This window comes from Achromobacter sp. 2789STDY5608615 (genome assembly GCF_001298995.1).
In the GTDB taxonomy this organism is placed as follows: Bacteria; Pseudomonadota; Gammaproteobacteria; order Burkholderiales; family Burkholderiaceae_B; genus Achromobacter; species Achromobacter insuavis.
Genome location: NZ_CYTY01000033.1, coordinates 30,294 through 47,829, shown reverse-complemented (window position 1 = coordinate 47,829; position 17,536 = coordinate 30,294). Strand labels below are relative to the sequence as shown.

At 67.5% G+C, this 17,536-nt stretch carries 14 protein-coding genes; 8 read left to right on the top strand and 6 right to left on the bottom strand.

Annotated features, from left to right (window positions below; genetic code table 11):
* Nucleotides 1-24: 24 nt before the first annotated feature.
* Entirely contained in the window at nucleotides 25-2,205 is a 2,181-nt protein-coding gene (locus tag AOZ49_RS23875; protein WP_197286768.1) for a TonB-dependent siderophore receptor, read from the bottom strand.
* Between the two features lie 217 nt (nucleotides 2,206-2,422).
* Here AOZ49_RS23875 and AOZ49_RS23870 point away from each other — a divergent pair, with 217 nt between their 5' ends.
* From AOZ49_RS23870 to AOZ49_RS23855, 4 genes are all read left to right on the top strand, one after another.
* Nucleotides 2,423-3,355 (top strand): helix-turn-helix transcriptional regulator, encoded by a 933-nt coding sequence (locus AOZ49_RS23870; RefSeq protein WP_054478116.1) that lies wholly within the window; start codon nucleotides 2,423-2,425, stop codon nucleotides 3,353-3,355.
* A gap of 122 nt (nucleotides 3,356-3,477) precedes the next feature.
* On the top strand, nucleotides 3,478-4,110 hold the full coding sequence (locus tag AOZ49_RS23865; protein ID WP_082380565.1) for an RNA polymerase sigma factor: 633 nt from the start codon (nucleotides 3,478-3,480) through the stop codon (nucleotides 4,108-4,110).
* Nucleotides 4,100-5,131, top strand: coding sequence for a FecR family protein (locus AOZ49_RS23860; protein ID WP_082380564.1), 1,032 nt, complete (start codon nucleotides 4,100-4,102; stop codon nucleotides 5,129-5,131). Before AOZ49_RS23865 ends, AOZ49_RS23860 begins: the two co-directional genes overlap by 11 nt.
* A gap of 100 nt (nucleotides 5,132-5,231) precedes the next feature.
* Nucleotides 5,232-7,751 carry a TonB-dependent siderophore receptor gene (locus AOZ49_RS23855; protein ID WP_197286767.1) on the top strand — a complete coding sequence of 840 codons (2,520 nt, stop codon included), beginning with the start codon at nucleotides 5,232-5,234 and terminating at the stop codon, nucleotides 7,749-7,751.
* A gap of 116 nt (nucleotides 7,752-7,867) precedes the next feature.
* Here AOZ49_RS23855 and AOZ49_RS23850 read toward each other — a convergent pair whose 3' ends face one another.
* A complete protein-coding gene (locus AOZ49_RS23850; protein WP_054478111.1) occupies nucleotides 7,868-9,781 on the bottom strand; it encodes a B12-binding domain-containing radical SAM protein in 1,914 nt (637 codons plus the stop codon).
* 255 nt (nucleotides 9,782-10,036) lie between these two features.
* Here AOZ49_RS23850 and AOZ49_RS32690 point away from each other — a divergent pair, with 255 nt between their 5' ends.
* The 4 genes from AOZ49_RS32690 (at nucleotide 10,037) to AOZ49_RS23830 (ending at nucleotide 14,030) form a co-directional block, all read left to right on the top strand.
* Nucleotides 10,037-10,444 carry a hypothetical protein gene (locus tag AOZ49_RS32690; protein WP_054429750.1) on the top strand — a complete coding sequence of 136 codons (408 nt, stop codon included), beginning with the start codon at nucleotides 10,037-10,039 and terminating at the stop codon, nucleotides 10,442-10,444.
* A gap of 204 nt (nucleotides 10,445-10,648) precedes the next feature.
* Nucleotides 10,649-11,644 carry an AraC family transcriptional regulator gene (locus AOZ49_RS23840; RefSeq protein ID WP_231690426.1) on the top strand — a complete coding sequence of 332 codons (996 nt, stop codon included), beginning with the start codon at nucleotides 10,649-10,651 and terminating at the stop codon, nucleotides 11,642-11,644.
* 296 nt (nucleotides 11,645-11,940) lie between these two features.
* Nucleotides 11,941-12,975 (top strand): DUF1254 domain-containing protein, encoded by a 1,035-nt coding sequence (locus AOZ49_RS23835; RefSeq protein ID WP_054429751.1) that lies wholly within the window; start codon nucleotides 11,941-11,943, stop codon nucleotides 12,973-12,975.
* 35 nt (nucleotides 12,976-13,010) lie between these two features.
* Nucleotides 13,011-14,030 carry an AraC-like ligand-binding domain-containing protein gene (locus tag AOZ49_RS23830; RefSeq protein ID WP_054478092.1) on the top strand — a complete coding sequence of 340 codons (1,020 nt, stop codon included), beginning with the start codon at nucleotides 13,011-13,013 and terminating at the stop codon, nucleotides 14,028-14,030.
* A 22-nt stretch (nucleotides 14,031-14,052) separates the two neighbouring features.
* Here the strand turns inward: AOZ49_RS23830 and AOZ49_RS23825 are convergent, their stop codons facing one another.
* The 4 genes from AOZ49_RS23825 to AOZ49_RS23810 form a co-directional block, all read right to left on the bottom strand.
* Nucleotides 14,053-14,886, bottom strand: a complete 834-nt coding sequence (locus tag AOZ49_RS23825; protein ID WP_231690425.1) for a hypothetical protein — start codon at nucleotides 14,884-14,886, stop codon at nucleotides 14,053-14,055.
* The gene (locus AOZ49_RS23820; RefSeq protein ID WP_054478088.1) at nucleotides 14,883-15,716 is read right to left on the bottom strand and encodes an acid phosphatase; all 834 of its coding nucleotides are present in this window, start codon (nucleotides 15,714-15,716) and stop codon (nucleotides 14,883-14,885) included. The genes AOZ49_RS23825 and AOZ49_RS23820 overlap by 4 nt, the downstream gene beginning before the upstream one ends.
* 250 nt (nucleotides 15,717-15,966) lie before the next feature.
* Nucleotides 15,967-16,425: a carboxymuconolactone decarboxylase family protein gene (locus AOZ49_RS23815; RefSeq protein ID WP_054429755.1), complete on the bottom strand. Its 459-nt coding sequence runs from the start codon at nucleotides 16,423-16,425 to the stop codon at nucleotides 15,967-15,969.
* 63 nt (nucleotides 16,426-16,488) lie between these two features.
* Nucleotides 16,489-17,475 carry a Bug family tripartite tricarboxylate transporter substrate binding protein gene (locus AOZ49_RS23810; RefSeq protein ID WP_054478087.1) on the bottom strand — a complete coding sequence of 329 codons (987 nt, stop codon included), beginning with the start codon at nucleotides 17,473-17,475 and terminating at the stop codon, nucleotides 16,489-16,491.
* Nucleotides 17,476-17,536 lie beyond the last annotated feature (61 nt).

Below are 17,536 nucleotides of genomic sequence, written 5' to 3'. Positions count from 1 at the left end.
CCTCGCAATGCCGGCCCCGTCCCGCTACCACTGATACGCCAAAGTCAGATTCACCTGCCGGCCCAACCCAGGGAAGCAACCCGTGCCCATGTCATAGCAACCCGCCACGTGGCGCTTGTTGGTCAGGTTGGCAACGTTAAGCTGCAGCCGGGCGCCCTTCATGGACGGCGATTGCCGCCCGAAGTCGTAGTGCAGTTGCGCATCGAGCAGCGTGAATGACGGCGTGCGGAATTCCTCCACTTGCATGCCGCCGGCGGTACCGCCGTGGTAGCGCGCGCCCAGCGCCGCGCCCAGGCCCGACGGCGCATCCCACGCCAGCCAGACGCCGCCGAATTGCGCCGGCACGCGCACGGGCCGCTTGCCGACGATATCCGCACTGCCCTTGGTGTATTCGACCTGCTGCCAAGTGTAGGCGGCGATCACGCTCCATTGCGCGGCGAGGCGAGCACGCGCTTCCAGTTCCAGGCCGCGAGAACGCATCTCGCCTTCCTGGATACGCTGCCATGGATTGGCGGGGTCGGGGATGAGCACATTGGCCTGCGTCAGGTTGTAGAGGGCGGCGGTGAACAGCGCGTCCCAGTCCAGTGGCTGGTATTTGAGGCCCGCCTCGAACAGTTCACCCCGGCTGGGCTGGAACGGCGTGCCGCGGGCCGATAGTTGATTGATGGGCTGGAACGACTGGGCGTAGGTGGCATAGGGCGCCAGGCCGTTCTCGAAACGATAGAGCGTGCCGATCCGGCCGGTGGTGGCGCGATCATGCTGCGTAAAGTCGTTGCGCCAACGAAAGTCCACGGTGTCGATGGTGGAGCGGTCATGCCGCAGGCCGAGCATGGTGTGCCAACCGCCGAACGACAACTGGTCTTGCAGGTAGAAGCCCATCTGCGTCGAGCGCACGCGATTGTCCATGCCCACGGGCAAGGCGGCGGGGATGGGCATCCCGTACACCGGTTCGAAGATGTCCAGCGACGGGATGTCCAGCGACGGGGGCTTGCCCTTTCTGAAGTCGCCACGACCCCGCAGTTGTTCCCAGCTTATGCCGGCCAGCAGTTCGTGTTGCAAGACACCGGTGGCGAAGCGTCCACGCACCTGGTTATCGAGCGCGAGGGTGTTATAGCGTTCGTCCGACGCGTTGGCGTAGCGATCGATGGTGCGCAGGTCCGGCCGCAAGCCTGTCATGCGCACGGCGGCGTACTGCACGTCGATATCGGCGTAGCGGCCGTTCAGCGACAGCGACCAGTCGCCGGCCAGACGCTGGTCGAATTGATAGCCCGCCGCGCGCTGGGTGCGGGAGAAGCGATCATACGAAGGCTCGCCCGTGTTCAAGCGCATTGGCAGCCGACCGTGCGGGTTGGGTAGCATCGTGCCCTGCGCGGGCAGCGAGCCGATCATGCCGGACTGGGGGTCCCCCTGATAACGCGCGTACAACGTAAAGCGGGTGGCCGCGCTCGGTTGCCAGGTCAACGACGGCGCGACCGCGCGGCGACGAACCGGCGCGCCGTCCATGTGGCCGTCGCTGTTCATGGCCGTGCCGACGACGCGAAACAGCAGCGTGCCGCTCGCATCGGCCGCGCCGCCCAGGTCGAAGGAAGCGCGCCGGTTGCCATACGATCCCCCCTCCAGCTCGACCCGCCGGATGGCCTGCTCGCGCGGCAACTTGCTGGTCAGGACCACCACCCCGCCGGGATTGGCCCTGCCATACAACACCGATGCCGGACCGCGCAGCACCTCCATGCGTTCGAGCAGAAAAGCGTCGATCTGCTGCGACCCGAAGACCAGGCCCTCGCCCATGCGCAAGCCGTCCAGAAAAGTGTCGACCATATCGTTGGTCGACGTGAAACCACGGATGGTGAGTTCGTCATACGCGCCGACGCCGCCCCAGGCTTCCGTGGCGATGCCGGGCGCGTAGCGGAAGGCTTCATTGACGGAATGGACGTCTTGCGCGTCCATTTGCGCCCGCGTGACGACGGAGATGGACTGCGGCGTCTCGACCAACGGCACGCTGGCGCGCATCGCCGCGCTCGCGCGCTGGGGCACGAGGCCTTCGTCCTGCGGCAGACCGTCGACCTCGATGGCGGGCAACGTGGCGGCCTTATCCGCATTGACCGATTGCGCGGCGCCCGGTTGGGCCCAAGCCAGCATCAGTAAATGAAATCCGACTGTCAGAAGCCGGGGCGATGCGCATCGGGAACGGAAATGGAAGATCATGGGCTCAATCCGGTGGGTTGAAGGAAATGCCTCGCCGCGCCATCCGGCCATTGTTCGGACGCGCGCCGGCGAAGGTTTCAAGCAGCCTCATTGGATGTTGCGTCTCGTTCCCTTCCACACCTGAATCGGGTTCGTTCCACCCGTATCGGCTCGCCATCGCACCATGCCCCAGCGATTCCCCGCCGCGCCTGCTGCTTGCGCCCTACCGGCCTCGGCCATGTTCGACCCGGTCCGCCTTGCGCCGCATCTGGCGCGGCAGCGCCACACGCTGATCTCGGTGGCCGCGGGCGACGGCGTCGAGCTCTGCTATTGGCAAAGCGCCTTCAGGCAACCGGTGTCGATCGATACGCAGGGCGGCGACCGCGTGGTGTTTACCTATCAGTTGCGGGGCCTGACCCGTTGCTGGACGGAAGGCGGCCCGGCGGATCAGGGCGAACACGCCCGCGAAACGTCGGGCAGCGTGTATTTCGCGCCCGGACGGCGCGGCCGCTTCCACCAGCATGGCCCGTGCGAGAGCGTGTCAATCGCCGTACGTCCGGACGTGTTGCGCGGCTGGATCGGCGACCTGGACCGCCCGCTGCAGCGGTCATTGGATTCAGGCGCCTGCTTCCTGGGCGGCTATCGCGGCGCCAGGCTGCACGAGGCGGCGTATGCGGTAAGCCGCGAACTGAAACACCTGCCGCCGGCGGCCCCGGCCACGATCGCCGGCATCCGCCTGCTCCACGAAGGCCAGGCGCTGTTGCTCGCGGGCCTGTTCCTGCAAGCCGGCCGCGCGGGCACGGGTCTGCCGAACCGCACCGTGACGCACCGCCAGCAATTGCTGGCGGCCCGCGATCACCTGCTCGCCGACCTGGCGCACCCGCCCACGCTGGCGCAACTGGCCACCGAGGCAGGCATCAGCGCCATCCGCATCAAGCGCGGGTTCCGCGAACTGTTCGGGCATAGCGTGTATGGGCTGTTCCAGCAGGAGCGCATGCGCGAGGCGCAACGGCGCCTGCTGGCGGGCGGGGTCACGGTGATGGAGGTGGCGTTCGGCCTGGGGTATTCCAACCCGAGCCATTTCGCGACCGCCTTTCGCAAGGCGTTTGGCCTGGCCCCCGGGGAATTCAAACGCCGGGAAGGATTTGACGGCGGGGAACGCTGCCCGTGATCCGCGCCGCGCCACCCGGGTAAACGCCCGCTTGCACGACCGCCCGCAAACAAACCATAATACGAATCATTCTTACAAAATCCTTCTCGCTCCGCTGGCCGGGGCGGCGTTCTCCTTGCCCGATGTCAGCGCCCTCCCCGCCCCACGCCACCAAGCGGACCACCCCAGCCACGACGCTGCGCGAGTTCGTCGACGAGTTGCTCAGCCACTACCGGGACCTGTATCGGCACCTGACCTATCAGCTGCGCAATTCCGATGACGCCGCGGATATCGCGCAGTCCAGCTTCGAGCGCGCCTACGCCAGCAGCCTGAGCCGCCGTCCGGACGAGAGCCCGGGCGTGGAGTCGTCGCGCGGGCTGCTGTTTCGCATTGCCCACAATCTTTGCATCGATGAAGCGCGCCGCCGCAAGGTGGCGCAGGCCTGGTTGAGCGAGCGCGCGCCGCTGCAGGCGGAGCTGACGGCGCCATCATCCGAGCAGCTGGTGTCGCAGCGCCAGATCGTGGAGCGCGTGGCCGCGGTGCTGGCGTCGCTGCCGCCGCGCCGGATGCAGGCCTTCGTGCTGTTCCGCGCCTATGGCTACAGCCGCGCCGAAATCGCGCAGCAGCTGGGCATTACCGAGGCGGCGGTGGCCAAACACCTGGTGCGCGGAACGCTCGATTGCGCTCGCGCGTTGCGCCATCTGCACCTGGACCTGGGGCCGGCCGGCGCCTGCGCACCCGCGACATCCGAACCAGTGACGGACGATGGCAACTGAGATGATGCGGGACGGCCCCGACGAAACGCTTGTCGAGCATGCGCTAGGCCTGATTGCCACGTCCGAGATCGCCACGGCGCGCGCCGCCCGCCAGGCGGCGTCCCGGCTGACGGCCTGGCGGCAGCGGGCGCCGGTGCATGAGCTGGCCTACCTGGAGGCCCAACGGCGCTGGCAATTGCTGGCCAGGGTGGCGCCGGACATGCGCGAGCATTTCCAGGAAGACAACCCGGCCGCAAAGGCCCCCGGGCTGTCACGCCGCACGCTGCTCGGGCTGGGCGCGGCGGGCGCCTGTACGGCTCTGCTGGGCACGGGCTGGGCCTGGCGCCGGCCGTTGTATCAGGCGTCCTACGAGACCGGCCCGGGCCAACTGTCGCAGGCCCAGGTGCCCGACCAGGCCGATGGCGGCGGGCTGGGGACGCGCATCGACCTGAGTCCGCAGACGCGGCTGTCGGTCAGCCTCTACCGCCACGAACGGGTGGTGCAATTGAGCCATGGTGAAGCCCTGTTCACGGTGATGCCGGACGCCGACCGGCCGTTCCGGGTGCGCACCCGGGGCGGCGACGTGGAAGTGGTGGGCACGGTGTTCACGGTCAGCGACCGGGGCGGACCGGTATCGGTCGCGGTGGAAGAAGGCCATGTCCGCTTTCAACCGGCGCCGCGCGATGCGCGCTGGTACACCCTGTCGCGCGGCGGTCCGACCGTGGACCTGCGCGCGCCGGCGGCCGTCAGCTGGCGCAATGGCGAGGTCGACGCCGTGCGGCGCATCGACCCGGAAAGCGTGGCGGCGTGGCGCAACGGCTGGTTGTGGTTCGACAACCAGCGACTGGACGAGGCCTTGCCCGCGATCAACGCGTTCCGGAATCACCCCCTGAAAGCGGCCGACCCGGCGGTCAGCGCCTTGCGGTTGACGGGCCGGTTCCGTAGCGCGGACGCCGGCAACGCCGCCCAGTTGCTGGAGGCCATCCTGCCGCTGCAGGCGGCAACCCGTCCCAACGGCGATGTCGAATTGCGCCTGCGCTGATTTTTTTCGCGCGGGGTGTCTCCGTTTCCGCGCCTCGTCCGTCTTCTGTATCGATAGGCCGCCCAGCAGGGCGACGATTCTCTCGATAGACGGAGTTGAAATGCACCAATTCGGTATGGGCCAGGGCCCGATTCGCCAGCCAGCCGCCGCCAGGCGGCAGACGCCCCACGGGGCAGCTGCCCGCGCCCGCGGCCCGCGCGGCATGGGCGCCGCGTTCCTGCGTTCGTCGCTGGCCTTGGCGCTGGCCAGCGCGGTGGGCTTGCCGCTGGCCACCCTGCCCACCCCCGCCCGCGCCCAGGCGCCGGCCGACGCGCGCTACAGCATCGATCTGCCCGCCCAACCGCTGAACACGGCGCTGACGGCGTTGTCGCGCCAGACCAATACGCCCATCATGGCGGGCGGCGCCGCCACCGCCCGCCATCGCGCGCCTGCGGTCACGGGCCGGATGACAGTGCAGGACGCCCTGTCGCAATTGCTGGCCGGCACGGGCCTGTCCAGCGCGGCGCTGCCCGGCGGCGGCTATGCGGTCACCGCGCCCAGCCAGGGGCCCGCCGTCACCACGCTGGCCCCGGTGCAGGTGACGGGCCGCCCGCAATTGGCCGAGCCTTACGCCGGCGGCCAGGTGGCGCGCGGCGGCCGGGTCGGGATGCTGGGGGAACGCGACCTGATGGACACGCCATTCAACCTGTCCAGCTACACGTCCGAACTGATCCGGAACCAGCAAGCCAATTCCATCGCCGACGTGCTGGCCAATGACGCCTCGGTGCGCACGGTCAACGACGGCCAGGGCTCGGTGGCCGGCACCGGCGACGAATTCCAGATCCGCGGCTTTCCGGTGCGCAACCAGGACGTGTCGTTCAACGGGCTGTACGGCATGCTGCCGCTGCGCACCATCGCGATGGACGCGGTGGAACGGGTGGAAGTGCTGAAAGGCCCCACCGCGCTGCTCAACGGCATGAGCCCGCGCGGCAGCGTCGGCGGCGGCATCAACGTGGTGCCCAAGCGCGCCGGCGACGAACCCCTGACGCGCCTGACCGCGACCTACCAGTCCGATTCGCGTTTTGGCGGCATGATCGACATGGGCCGGCGCTTTGGCGAGAACAACGAATTCGGCATCCGCTTCAACGGCTCGTACCGCGATGGCGACACCGCGGTGCAGAACCAGTCCAATCAACTGGGCACGGCCGTGGTGGCGCTGGACTACCGCGGCGACCGGCTGCGCGTTTCGCTGGACGCGGGCCACCAGACCAATGACATCGACGCGCCGGGCGATTCCGGGGTGCTGATCTTCGGCGACAACCTGCCGGTGCCGCGCGCGCCCAAGGCGTCAAAGGGCTATTCGCCGGACTGGGGCTATTCCAGGTCGCGCGACAACTACGGCGTGCTGCGCGCCGAATACGACATCACCCCGCAACTGACGGTGTTCGGCGGCGTGGGCTACCGGCGCAGCGAGAACCGCTACCTGTACGCCGATCCCATCGTGGTCGGCCAGGGCGGCGAACTGCTGATGCGGCCGTATTACTGGCCCAGCTTCGAGCAGAACACATCGTCGGTGTGGGGCGCGCGCGGCAATTTCAATACCGGGCCGGTCAAGCACGAGGTGAGCCTGAGCTATTCCACGTTCGAGCAGCGCGCCGGCTATTACGACTACTACATCTTCGGCATGTCGCCGTCCAACCTTTACGACCCGGTGGAAATTCCCAAGCCGTCCATCGACGGCCTATCGAGTTCGCCGCCGCGCACCTCGCTGCTGAAGCTGCCCACGATCGCGCTGGCCGACACGCTGTCGTTCGCCGACGACCGCGTGCAGCTCACCGCCGGCGTGCGCCACCAGACGGTGAAGGCCACCAACTACAGCTATGTGACGGGCAAGGAGACCTCGCACTACGACAAGTCGGCGGTGACGCCGGCGTTCGGCCTGGTGGTCAAGCCGTGGGACCATGTCTCGCTGTACGCCAACTACATCGAAGGCCTGACCACCGGCCCCATCGCCCCGGCCGGCACGTCCAACGCGGGCGAGATCTTCGCGCCGATCAAGACCAAGCAGGTCGAGGCCGGCGTGAAAGTGGACTTCGGCTCGGTGACGACCACCTTGGGCCTGTTCCAGATCAAGCAGCCCGCCGGGCTGACCACGTTCAGTGGCGGCGTGACGCGCTATGACGTCAGCGGCGAGCAACGCAATCGCGGGGTGGAGCTGAATGCGTTCGGCGAACTCGCGCCGGGCGTGCGGCTACTGGGCGGCGTGACGTATATCCAGCCGAAGATGACGCGCACCGCCAGCGCCGACACCGAAGGCAACAGCGCCGTGGGCGTGCCGCGCTGGATGGCCAACATCGGCATGGAATGGGATCCGTCGTTTGCGCCCGGGGTGACGCTGAGCGCCCGCGCGCTGTCGACCAGCTGGCAATACCAGAACCTGGAAAACACCCGCCGCATCCCCGGCTGGACGCGCTGGGACCTGGGCGTGCGCTATGCGACGCGCGCGTTCGACCATCCCGTGACGCTGCGCGCCACGGTCAACAACGTGTTCGGCAAGGACTACTGGTCGTCGGCGTCCGAGGGCTATCTGCGCCTGGGATCGCCGCGCTCGGTGATGCTGTCGGCGTCGGTGGACTTCTAGGCGGCTGGCGGGGCGTCGATACCCGACGGATACCGGGCCGTGGCGATGGCTCGGTATCCGTGGCTTCACGGCACGTCGGCACGGGACGGCAAAGCCCGGCCCGGCCGGCAAACGCCCTATGCGTGCTGGCCCAACGCCTTCGCAATCCGATGCCGCCCCACCGTCGTCTTCGGCACCTTGAACGGAAACCAGCTACGCACGTCCTCGTCCAGCCCGATCCCGTGCATGTAGTTGTAGATCGCCTTCTTCAGCGCCCGTCCCAGCGCGTCGTGATCCACCCCGGTCGGGTCGTCGAAGCCGATGTCGTTCTTGGCGAACGTCACGTCCGGCAGCGGCCGCAGCGTCACGCCGTATTCCTCGGGGTTCAGCCCCACCGGGGAATGCACCGTACAGGCGAAGCGGTGGAAGAACCCGCTCTGGATACAGCCGTTTTCGAACAGCTGGCGCACGTATTCCAGCGCGTCGACGGTGTCCTGCACGGTCTGCGTGGGAAAGCCGTACATCAGGTAGGCGTGCACCAGGATGCCGGCGTCGGTGAAGGCGCGGGTCACGCGCGCCACCTGGTCGACCGACACGCCCTTCTTCATCAGGTTCAGCAGGCGGTCCGAGGCGACCTCCAGGCCGCCCGAGACGGCGATGCAGCCGCTGTCGGCCAGCAGTTCGCATAGCTCGGGGGTGAAGGTCTTCTCGAAGCGGATGTTGCCCCACCACGAGATGCCGGCGTTGCGCGCGATCAGTTCCGTGGCCAGGGCCTTGAGGGACTTGGGCGGCGCGGCCTCGTCGACGAAGTGAAAACCCGTCTGGCCGGTTTCCTGCACGATGGCCTCGATGCGGTCGGCCAGCACGGTGGCCGAGGCGCCTTCGTAGCGGCCGATGTAGTCCAGGCTGACATCACAGAAGCTGCACTTCTTCCAGTAACAGCCGTGGGCCACGGTCAGCTTGTTCCAGCGGCCGTCGCTCCACAGGCGGTGCATGGGGTTGAGCATGTCCAGCAGCGACAGGTAGCGGTCCAGCGGCAGGCCGTCCCAGGTGGGCGTGCCGACTTCGGCGAAGGCGACGTCGGGCTCGACCAGGTTGACGTAGCGCACCGCGCCGCTGTCGGCGTCGCGCAGGAAGGTGCGCACCAGGCGCTGGCGCGAGCGCTTGCCTTCGACGTGTTCCATCAGCGCCAGCAAGGGGCGCTCGCCGGCGTCGAGACTGACGAAGTCGAAATAGTCGAAGACGCGCGGGTCTTTCAGTTCGCGCAGCTCGGTGTTGACGAAGCCGCCGCCCAGCACGGTGATGATCCTGGGGTCTTGCGCCTTGATGGCCTGGGCGATGCGGAAGGCGGCGTAGACGGCGCCGGGGAATGGCACCGACAGCAGCACCATGGTGGGCTGGTGGCGCGCCAACGCTTCCAGGGTCAGGTCGCGCAGGGTGTCGTCGACCAGGTTCAGCGGCGCGGCCAGCGCTTCGGCCAGCGGGTCGAAGGTCGGCTGGCTGCCGGCCAGCGATTCGGCGTAGCGCACGAATTCAAAACGCGGATCGATGGCGTCGCGCAGCACGTCGGCCAGGTCGTTCAGGTACAGCGTGGCCAGGTGCTTGGCGCGGTCCTGCAAGCCCAGGGCGCCGAAGGCCCAGCCCAACGGGTCGCCGCCCTCGTCGTCCATGTACACATCCAGCGAAGCGAAGCGCGGGCCTTCAGGCAGGAAGTTACGGCCAACGATGCGGTGGGCCAGCGTCGAGTCGCGCCCTTGCAGGAAGGCGATCACCGGGGCGATGGTGGCCAGGTAGCGCGGCTGCATGGCGACGAAGGCCTGGATCGCGGGAGTGTGCTTGTCCAGCGGCAACGCATCCACCCTGGCCGCCACGGCGCGCAGGCCGTCGGGCGACAGCAGGCGCAAGACCAGCGCCAACGCCAGGTCTTCCTGCGTGGCCGTGACGCCGCGGGAGCGCAGGAAGCCGGTCAGGTAGGCGGTGGACGGGTATGGCGTATTGAGCTGCGTCATCGGCGGGATGACGGACAGCACGCGTAGGGGCGTGGCAGACATGAGACACGGCGGGAAATGCCGTCAAAGCGAGGATCGAGGGGGGATTATAGTTACCGGCGAGTCCGTGCCGGCGTGACACGGAAACACAAGGGGCATCGCGTGCTGAACGGGGCCGGTGGTGATTCGGTATTGCGTGATGCCTGCCGATCAGCGCCCGGATACTGATCCGGTATATTCGTTTCACTATCAGCGGGCGCTGCCGCCGCCTGCGATGGAACCTCAGAAACCAAGTCGATACAGGATCCCCCGATAACAATGCCCAATCCGAAACCCGCCCTGTCTGCCCCCCGGCTGCGCCGTTCCGCCCTGGTTCTTCCCCTCGTCCTGCTGGCCGCCTGCGCCGCCCCGACCACGTATCGGCAGGACGTCAGGGGCATTCCGGTCAAGGGAGAACCACTCACCACCGATCCCCCCTACGTGCTGGAAAAGCTGGTGCCCTTGCTGTCCATCACCAGCGGCTGCAAGGAGACGCCGAAATCCGTGGCTGTCGCGCTGGTCAGCAAGTCCGACGACATCCGCGCCAACGCCGCCGGCACCGCGCTGATCTCGGGATCGGCGCGGGAGGCATGGAATTTCGAGGCCTGCGCCCGGACGATTCCGATGTACGTCACGTATACGTTCACGCCGGATGGGCGGACGGCGTATAAATTCTCGGCGAAATGATTCGGCAGACGGCCCGCTGAAAGGCGTCGGGCGGGAAACGGCCTCCCGACGCCACAATGCCGTGAAGGTTCCACACGGCCGCCGCGCCAAATGTCTCATCATTTGCGGCGATTCGTCTCACCGGGCCAGGTCATGCGCTCAGGGCGGAAGACCTCGGGGTAAATTCGGCCGGGAATTCCCTCTCAAGCCGGCCATTCCTGTTCCGTGTCCGAACCCGCACCGCCCTACGCGCCATCCATCAAGCTGCGCAGTTTCCTGCAGATGGCCCCTTACCTCGCCAGTCGAGGCGTGTCCCCGCTCGAGTTCTTCAAGCGTCTGGGCATCTCGCCGAACATTTTCCAGAACCCCGATATCTGGCTGCCCCGACAGGCCTGCTTCCACATCGCGAATGAAATGGCCCGCATTACGCAGGACCCGTTCGGCGGCGCCCATGTGGGGCAGTTGACCGAACTGCGTTCGCTCGGGGCATGGGGCCACCTGGTCTTGCGTTCGGCCAATATCGCGCAAGCGTGCGCCATGGCCGCCAACAATGCGGAAATGCTGCACCAGGGCGGCAGGGTCCGCATCGTCACGGAGGGCCGCAGCACCCGGCTGGTTCACAGCTTCACCAGCCGGCTCGACGCGGATCCGCGGCAGTTCATCCTCGGCAGCCTGGCCGTGCTGCGGAAGATTCCCCTCATGGCCGGCGACGCCTCGGCCATACGGGTGCATCTGAAAACGCCCCGGACACGGGGCGACGACGCCCTGGAGGCGAGCCTGGGGCCGAACATCGTGACCGGCGCCGAGCATGACATGATCGAATTCGACCGCGATCTGCTCGACAGCCCCCTGCGCACATTGAAGGACGATGCCAGCAAGATCACCGCGGCGCTGGAATGCGCGATCAATACGGCGAGCCTGCTCGCCACGCATATGTCCGATCAGGACAAGGCCAGACTCGCCTGGATCGCCAGGACCATCGGCCTGTCGCCGCGCACGCTGCAACGACGCCTCAAATCCAGCGGCGTCGATTTCGACGCCTTGCACGACGAGACGCGCCGATGCGAGGCGCTGCGGCTCATGGGGCAACACCGCTATTCCGCCACGGAAATCGCCTACATGATCGGCTACAGCGATCCCTCGCATTTCACGCGCGCGTTCAAACGATGGACCGGGCAGAACCCCGCGCGCTTCCGGGCGGCGCTGCGCCACCGCGCCTGACCCGAAGCCTCGGTGGCGGGACGGGCCGGCGCGCATGCGCTTTCTGGCGTGAGTTTTGGGCGCCGGCCTTTGGCGCCGGCCTTTTTGGCCCCCGTTTTTGGCGCCCGCGTTTTGGCGCCCGCGTTTTTGGCACCCGCGTTTTTGGCACCCGCGTTTTTGGCACCAAATGGCAAGCCCGCCGCGGACCGTTCTTGTACAGTCCGCCTCGACCCTCCCGCAGCCCAGGCAAGCCACGCGCGAGCAGCGCGTAAGCGCTTTGGAATGCGGCATCAAGCCCCTATGATCGAAGGACCTCAATGTCACGCACCTCCGCCTCCCGCCTCGTTGTCCTGACGATGGCCATTGCCGGCGCCGCCCACGCGCAGTCCTCTCCCGATGCCGCCATCCCGGTGGGCGTCGACAATTTCGTGCGGGCCGAGACCGACCTGTACATGGCGAAAATCGTGGCCGATGGCAGCTTCGGGCGGTTCGTCCATAGCCGCGAGCCGGTTTCGATCGACGCGCAGAATGTCATCCGCATGAACCGGGACACGCTGTATTCAAGCGCCGTGTTCGACCTGGATGCCGGCCCGGTGACTATCACCCTGCCCAAGACCGGCAAGCGCTTCATGTCGATGCAGGTGGTCGACCAGAACCATTACGTGCCGGCTGTCTTCTACGGCGCCGGCCGCCATACCCTGAGCAAGGAGGCGATTGGCACCCGCTATGTCTTCGTGGCGATCCGCACGCTGGTCGATCCCGCCTCGCCCGAGGATATCCGCCAGGTGCATGCGCTGCAGGACGCCATCGCCGTCGACCAGGTCCGCACGGGCGAATTCGTGGTGCCGAAGTGGGACGCGGCCAGCCAGAAGACCGTTCGCGATGCGCTGCTGGTGCTGGGTTCGACGGTGCCCAACTACAACCGCGCGTTCGGCACGAAGGACAGCGTCGACCCCATCCAGCACTTGATCGGCACCGCCACGGGCTGGGGCGGAAACCCCGCCAAGGACGCCACCTATCTCGGCGGGGCCGTGCCCGACAATGATGGCAAGACCATCTATCGGCTCACGGTCGGCCAGGTGCCCGTCGACAGCTTCTGGTCGGTCAGCGTCTACAACGCGCAAGGCTACTTCGAAAAGAACCCGTATGGCGCCTACTCGTTGAACAACCTGACCGCCAAGAAAAGCGCCGACGGCTCGATCGCCATCCAGTTCGGCGGCTGCGACGGCAAGATCCCGAACTGCCTGCCCACGATGGCGGGCTGGAACTACACCGTCAGGCTGTATCAGCCGGGCCAGGCGATCCTGGACGGCCGCTGGCGCTTTCCGGAGCCGCAACGCGTCTCGCCCTAGCCTTCGAGGCGCCCGATTTGGAGTAAAACGTCACCATGACCTGCCTGGAAGCGTTCATTTCCACCGATGGCATTGCCCCCTCGCTTCGTAATGATTACTGGCGCGAGGTGACGCGCCCGTTCTGCGACACGACCGTGGTCTCCAGCGACAAGGGGGCCACGCTCGAGGGCACCATGCGCATCCGCCACCTGGGCGGGTTGACGCTGGGCGCCACGACCTTCAATGCGCAGCGCTACAAGCGCGACCGGCCGACGATCGCCCGCAGCGGGCTGGACCATTATCTGGTGCATGTCGTGGTCGCGGGCTCCATACATGGGGATTTCGACGGCCGCGATGTGGTGGCGGGCCCGGGAGGCATCTGCTTCATCGACCTGGCGCGCGCCTACCACTGCCAGGTGGACGCCGGGCAACGCCTGGCGATGACGATTCCCCGGGCCGGTATCAACCAGGCGCTGGGCGCGCGCGACCTTCACGGACTGGTGCTGCAGGCGGGCAATCCCATGACGCGCCTGCTCAAGGATTACCTTTGCGGCTTCCACGCGGTCTCGGGCCAGCTCTCCGCGAGCGAAGACGCCGCGGCGCTGGAGGCGCTGGGCACGCTGCTTTCCGCGGGCCTGGTCACCACGGCGCCTGTCGAGCATTCGCCGACCTCGGTGCTGGGCCAGGCATTGCGCATGCGCGTGCTGGACTATATCGACCATCAATTGACGCAGCCCGATCTCGGCCCGGAGCGGCTGATGCAACGGTTCCGGGTGTCGCGCGCGCATCTCTACCGCGTCTTTGCCGACCTGGGCGGCGTTGCCCACGTCATCAAGCGCAAGCGGCTGGATGCGGCCTATGCCCGCCTGGTCGATCCGCGCCACGCCGCGCAACCGGCGAGCCAGGTCGCGGCGCATTTCGGTTTTCGGGACATGGCGCGATTTCGCAAGTCATTCATTGCGCGCTTTGGCCTGGCGCCAGACGAGGCCAGCGACAGCGGCCGGCGGGGTTGTCCGCCCGCCACCGACGGCGACAACGCGCTGTCCAGCCATTTTTCCGCGCACAGCCGGCCGTGAGCCGCTCAAACGCCGCGCGGACTCAAAACCGGTAGGACAGCCCCAGGATAGGCCCCTGCTGGATGACGTTGTAGACAAAGCCATTCCGATTGAAGTTGACGCCCAGCGCGCGGTATCCCAGCACCGCCGCCAGGTCTGACTTGAACTGATAGGCCACCGCGGCCGTCGCGTCCCAGTCGAGCTTGGCCTGCCCCGCGCCCACCACGCCCCAGCCGGTCAGGTACCAGTGGTCGCTCAGGGCATATTGCCCCCGCAGGCCGGCGACCGCGTCGATCCAGGTGGCGCTGTCGCGCTCGCCACGGCCATCCAGCAGGCCGCCTTTCACGGAGAGCCTGGTGCTCGCGTACCAGAGCCGTCCGCCGCCGATGACGTCAAGGTGCCCCTGGTCGCCCCCGAGCACTTCGTACCCCGCCCCGAAGAAGCCGGAGAAGGGCTTGGACGTGACATCGACGCGCCTGCCGAGCACGCCGCGCCCGATGCTGCCGCCGGCGGAGAGCTGCGCGTACATGACATCCGCGACCAACGAGAAGCGCTGATAGCGCGCCTCCATCGCCCCCATGAAAGCCAGGTCCAGCTCGCTCATCACGTCGCTGAAGCTGGAGTCCAGGCGGGTCGCTGGCTGGCCGAACTGGCCCACCGTCCCGCGGATGCCTGACGCCCAGGCGTAGGGGCTGGCGTTGAATTGCCACTGCGCGGCCGAGCGCGATGACTTGTCCATCAATGGGCTGATCGGCAGGGCGCCATCGGCGAACGCGGCCTGGCATAGGCCCAGCGCCAGACTCGGGGCAATCAGGGCGGCGAAAAAGGATTTCATGGTGTCTCGATGCGGCAGCGTGATAAGGGGAGAACGCGTCATCGCGGTTGCGACAGCGCCGCTTCCTCCGCCGCGCAATCCAGGCCCGGCGCCGACCCGGCGGCCTGCATCGCCCGCACCTCCTGGCGCGCGCCATTCAGGTCCGCCACGAACTCGGCGTTGTCACGCAGCAGCGCCACCGTGGCCGCGCCCATCGTGCGGCCGGCGTCCACGTCGCTTTGCCAATGCGCGTTGCAGATGACCCGGCTTTGCCCGAACTCCAGGCCGCGCCGCAGCAGGCGATTGGCGCGCTCGGGATTGACTTCGGCCAGCACCAGCGCCCAGGCCCAGCCCGCCGCCGTGTGCCCCGACGGGTATGAGCCATCCTTGCGCAACAGCGGTTCCTGTTCCGGAAAGCACGTGCCTTCATCGTGGACCACGAACGGCCGCGCGCGGTTGTAGGTGTTCTTGACGCCGTAAGTGGACAGTCCGGCATCGGTAAGCACTTTCTGCATCAGCCGGTACAGGTGCGGGGTCTGCCCTTCGGTGATGGCAAAGCCCATGGCGCACGAGAAACTGCGGGCCGGTTGCGGAAACTGCAGATCCGCATCCAGGCGGGCCAGCGTGGCGCGCGCGGAATTGCGCAGGGGCACGGTCGCCGCCCTGGCCTCTTCATCGCGCGCCAGCGCCGCGCTGGCCGCGGCGGGCGGCGGCCCGAGCAGTTCCAGGCTGTCGGGCAGGCGCTCTTTTGGCAGATAGCCCGGCGCCAGCTGAAAATGCGGGTCCGTGATCGCGGGATCCGGCTCGTTCCCCGCCCCGCTTGCGAGCGCGGCGCCGATACCGAGGGAGAGAAAGAGAGCGCAGCCTGCCTTGCGACGTAGTTTTGCGAGCATGGATGATCTTGAGCATCAGTCGAATTGCGGAACGCTTCATCGCGGCCGGTCGCGCCGTGGCGACCGTCTGGAGCGTGAAAGCGTGGGCGAATTTACACGGATGATCGAGATAAGAAACGCAAATACCGCGCGCTGAGACAGAACGGCGCGATTAATGGGACATTGTGCGTCGTGGGGGCCGTCCGCGCGGGACGCAGGCCGCTTTTCTCCGGTCATTGCAGGCGTCACCGATGCGCCCGCCATGCCAGGCTCACTTGCCGCCGTCTCCAAACAGATCCGCCTGCCGCGCCTGCGCCGGCGCCAGCACATACCCGATCTCCTCCGCCACCTCGCGCAGAATTCCCTGCGCCAGGTTGAACGCGGTATTGGCCGCCGGCACGCCCGCGTAGATCGCGTTCTGCAGCAGCACTTCCTTCAGTTCATCCGGACTCAGCCGCGATTCGTCCTTCGCCGTCAGGGCGGCGCGCACGTGCAGCTCGAATTCCTCCCAGCGGCCCAGCGACAGGGTCACCGCCAGCACCATCATGCGCCGCGCCTTGTGCGGCAGGCCCGGACGGCTCCAGATGTCGTGCCAGGCGTAGCGGGTGATCAGGTTCTGGTAGTCGGCGGTGAAGGTGGTGGCGCGGTCCAGCGAGCGCTGCACCCATTCTTCTCCCAGCACGGCGCGGCGGTTGGCCAGGCCGCGCTCGAAATCGTCTTCCCGGCTCATTGCGGCATCTCCTTGGGGGCTTGCATCGGCGGGGCGGGCAACGGCGCTGCCCGCCCCCTCCGATCAGTTCACGGTGATGTTATTGGTTTTCACGACCTCGGCCCAGCGGACCTGCTCGGCGTCGACGAACTTGGCGAAGTCCGCCGCGCTGCTGCCGACCGGGGTCAGGCCGAGCTTGGCGAGCTTGTCGCGGGTTTCGGGGCGGGCCAGCGCTTTCTGCACCAGGTCCTGCAACTTGGCGACGACTTGCGGGTCGCCGCCCGCGGGCAGGAAGAAGCCGTTCCATTCGACGACGTCGAAGGCCTTGACGCCGCCTTCGCTGACCGTGGGCACGTTGGGCAGGTCGGGCATGCGCGCGGCCGACGAGACGGCCAGCGCCTTGAGCTTGCCGGTGCTGACGTAGTTCAGGCTGGACGCGGCGTTGGCGAAGTAGACGTCGACCTGCCCGCCCATGACGTCGACGATGGCCGGCGCGCCGCCCTTGTACGGGACGTGCACGACGTCGATCTGGGCATCCTTCTTGAGCAGTTCGGCGGCCATCTGCGCCAGGCTGCCCGGGCCATACGAGGCATACGTGTAGCGGCCGGGATTGGCGCGCGCGGCCTTGATGAAGTCCGGCAGGCTGTTGAAGGCCGAGCCGGTGGCGGCGACCAGGATGTTGGGCACGCTGACGGCCTGCGAGACGGGAATGAAGTCCTTCTTGGCGTCGTAGGGCAGCTTGCGCAGCACGGGGTTGATGGAGAACGCGGAGGCGTCGTACAGCACGGTGTAGCCGTCGGGTTTGGCGCGGGCCACGTAGGCGGCGCCGATGGAGCCGCTGGCGCCGCCCTTGTTCTCGATGACGACGCTTTGGCCGGCGACTTCACCCATGCCTTGCGCGATGATGCGGGCGGCGTTGTCGGCGCCGCCGCCGGCCGAGTACGGCACCACCACGGTGATGGGCTGGTCGGGGTAGCCGGCGGCCTGGGCCGCGCCCAGGGTGCAGGCCAGGCCCAACGCGGCGGCCACGGGACGCAATGCGGCCAGGGCCGCGTGACGGGTTTTCTTCATGTGTGCTCCTCACGTCTCCCCTGCGGGGATGTTGAATCGATCAAGGATCGTGGCGCGATCC

Coding starts and splice junctions, on each gene's coding strand:
- AOZ49_RS23820 (WP_054478088.1), bottom strand. CDS start 15,716: ATGCTCGCAAAACTACGTCGCAAGGCAGGCTGCGCTCTCTTTCTCTCC.
- AOZ49_RS23865 (WP_082380565.1), top strand. CDS start 3,478: ATGTCAGCGCCCTCCCCGCCCCACGCCACCAAGCGGACCACCCCAGCC.
- AOZ49_RS23825 (WP_231690425.1), bottom strand. CDS start 14,886: ATGACGCGTTCTCCCCTTATCACGCTGCCGCATCGAGACACCATGAAA.
- AOZ49_RS23830 (WP_054478092.1), top strand. CDS start 13,011: ATGACCTGCCTGGAAGCGTTCATTTCCACCGATGGCATTGCCCCCTCG.
- AOZ49_RS23815 (WP_054429755.1), bottom strand. CDS start 16,425: ATGAGCCGGGAAGACGATTTCGAGCGCGGCCTGGCCAACCGCCGCGCC.
- AOZ49_RS23855 (WP_197286767.1), top strand. CDS start 5,232: ATGCACCAATTCGGTATGGGCCAGGGCCCGATTCGCCAGCCAGCCGCC.
- AOZ49_RS23835 (WP_054429751.1), top strand. CDS start 11,941: ATGTCACGCACCTCCGCCTCCCGCCTCGTTGTCCTGACGATGGCCATT.
- AOZ49_RS23860 (WP_082380564.1), top strand. CDS start 4,100: ATGGCAACTGAGATGATGCGGGACGGCCCCGACGAAACGCTTGTCGAG.
- AOZ49_RS23850 (WP_054478111.1), bottom strand. CDS start 9,781: ATGTCTGCCACGCCCCTACGCGTGCTGTCCGTCATCCCGCCGATGACG.
- AOZ49_RS23875 (WP_197286768.1), bottom strand. CDS start 2,205: ATGATCTTCCATTTCCGTTCCCGATGCGCATCGCCCCGGCTTCTGACA.
- AOZ49_RS23870 (WP_054478116.1), top strand. CDS start 2,423: ATGTTCGACCCGGTCCGCCTTGCGCCGCATCTGGCGCGGCAGCGCCAC.
- AOZ49_RS23810 (WP_054478087.1), bottom strand. CDS start 17,475: ATGAAGAAAACCCGTCACGCGGCCCTGGCCGCATTGCGTCCCGTGGCC.
- AOZ49_RS32690 (WP_054429750.1), top strand. CDS start 10,037: ATGCCCAATCCGAAACCCGCCCTGTCTGCCCCCCGGCTGCGCCGTTCC.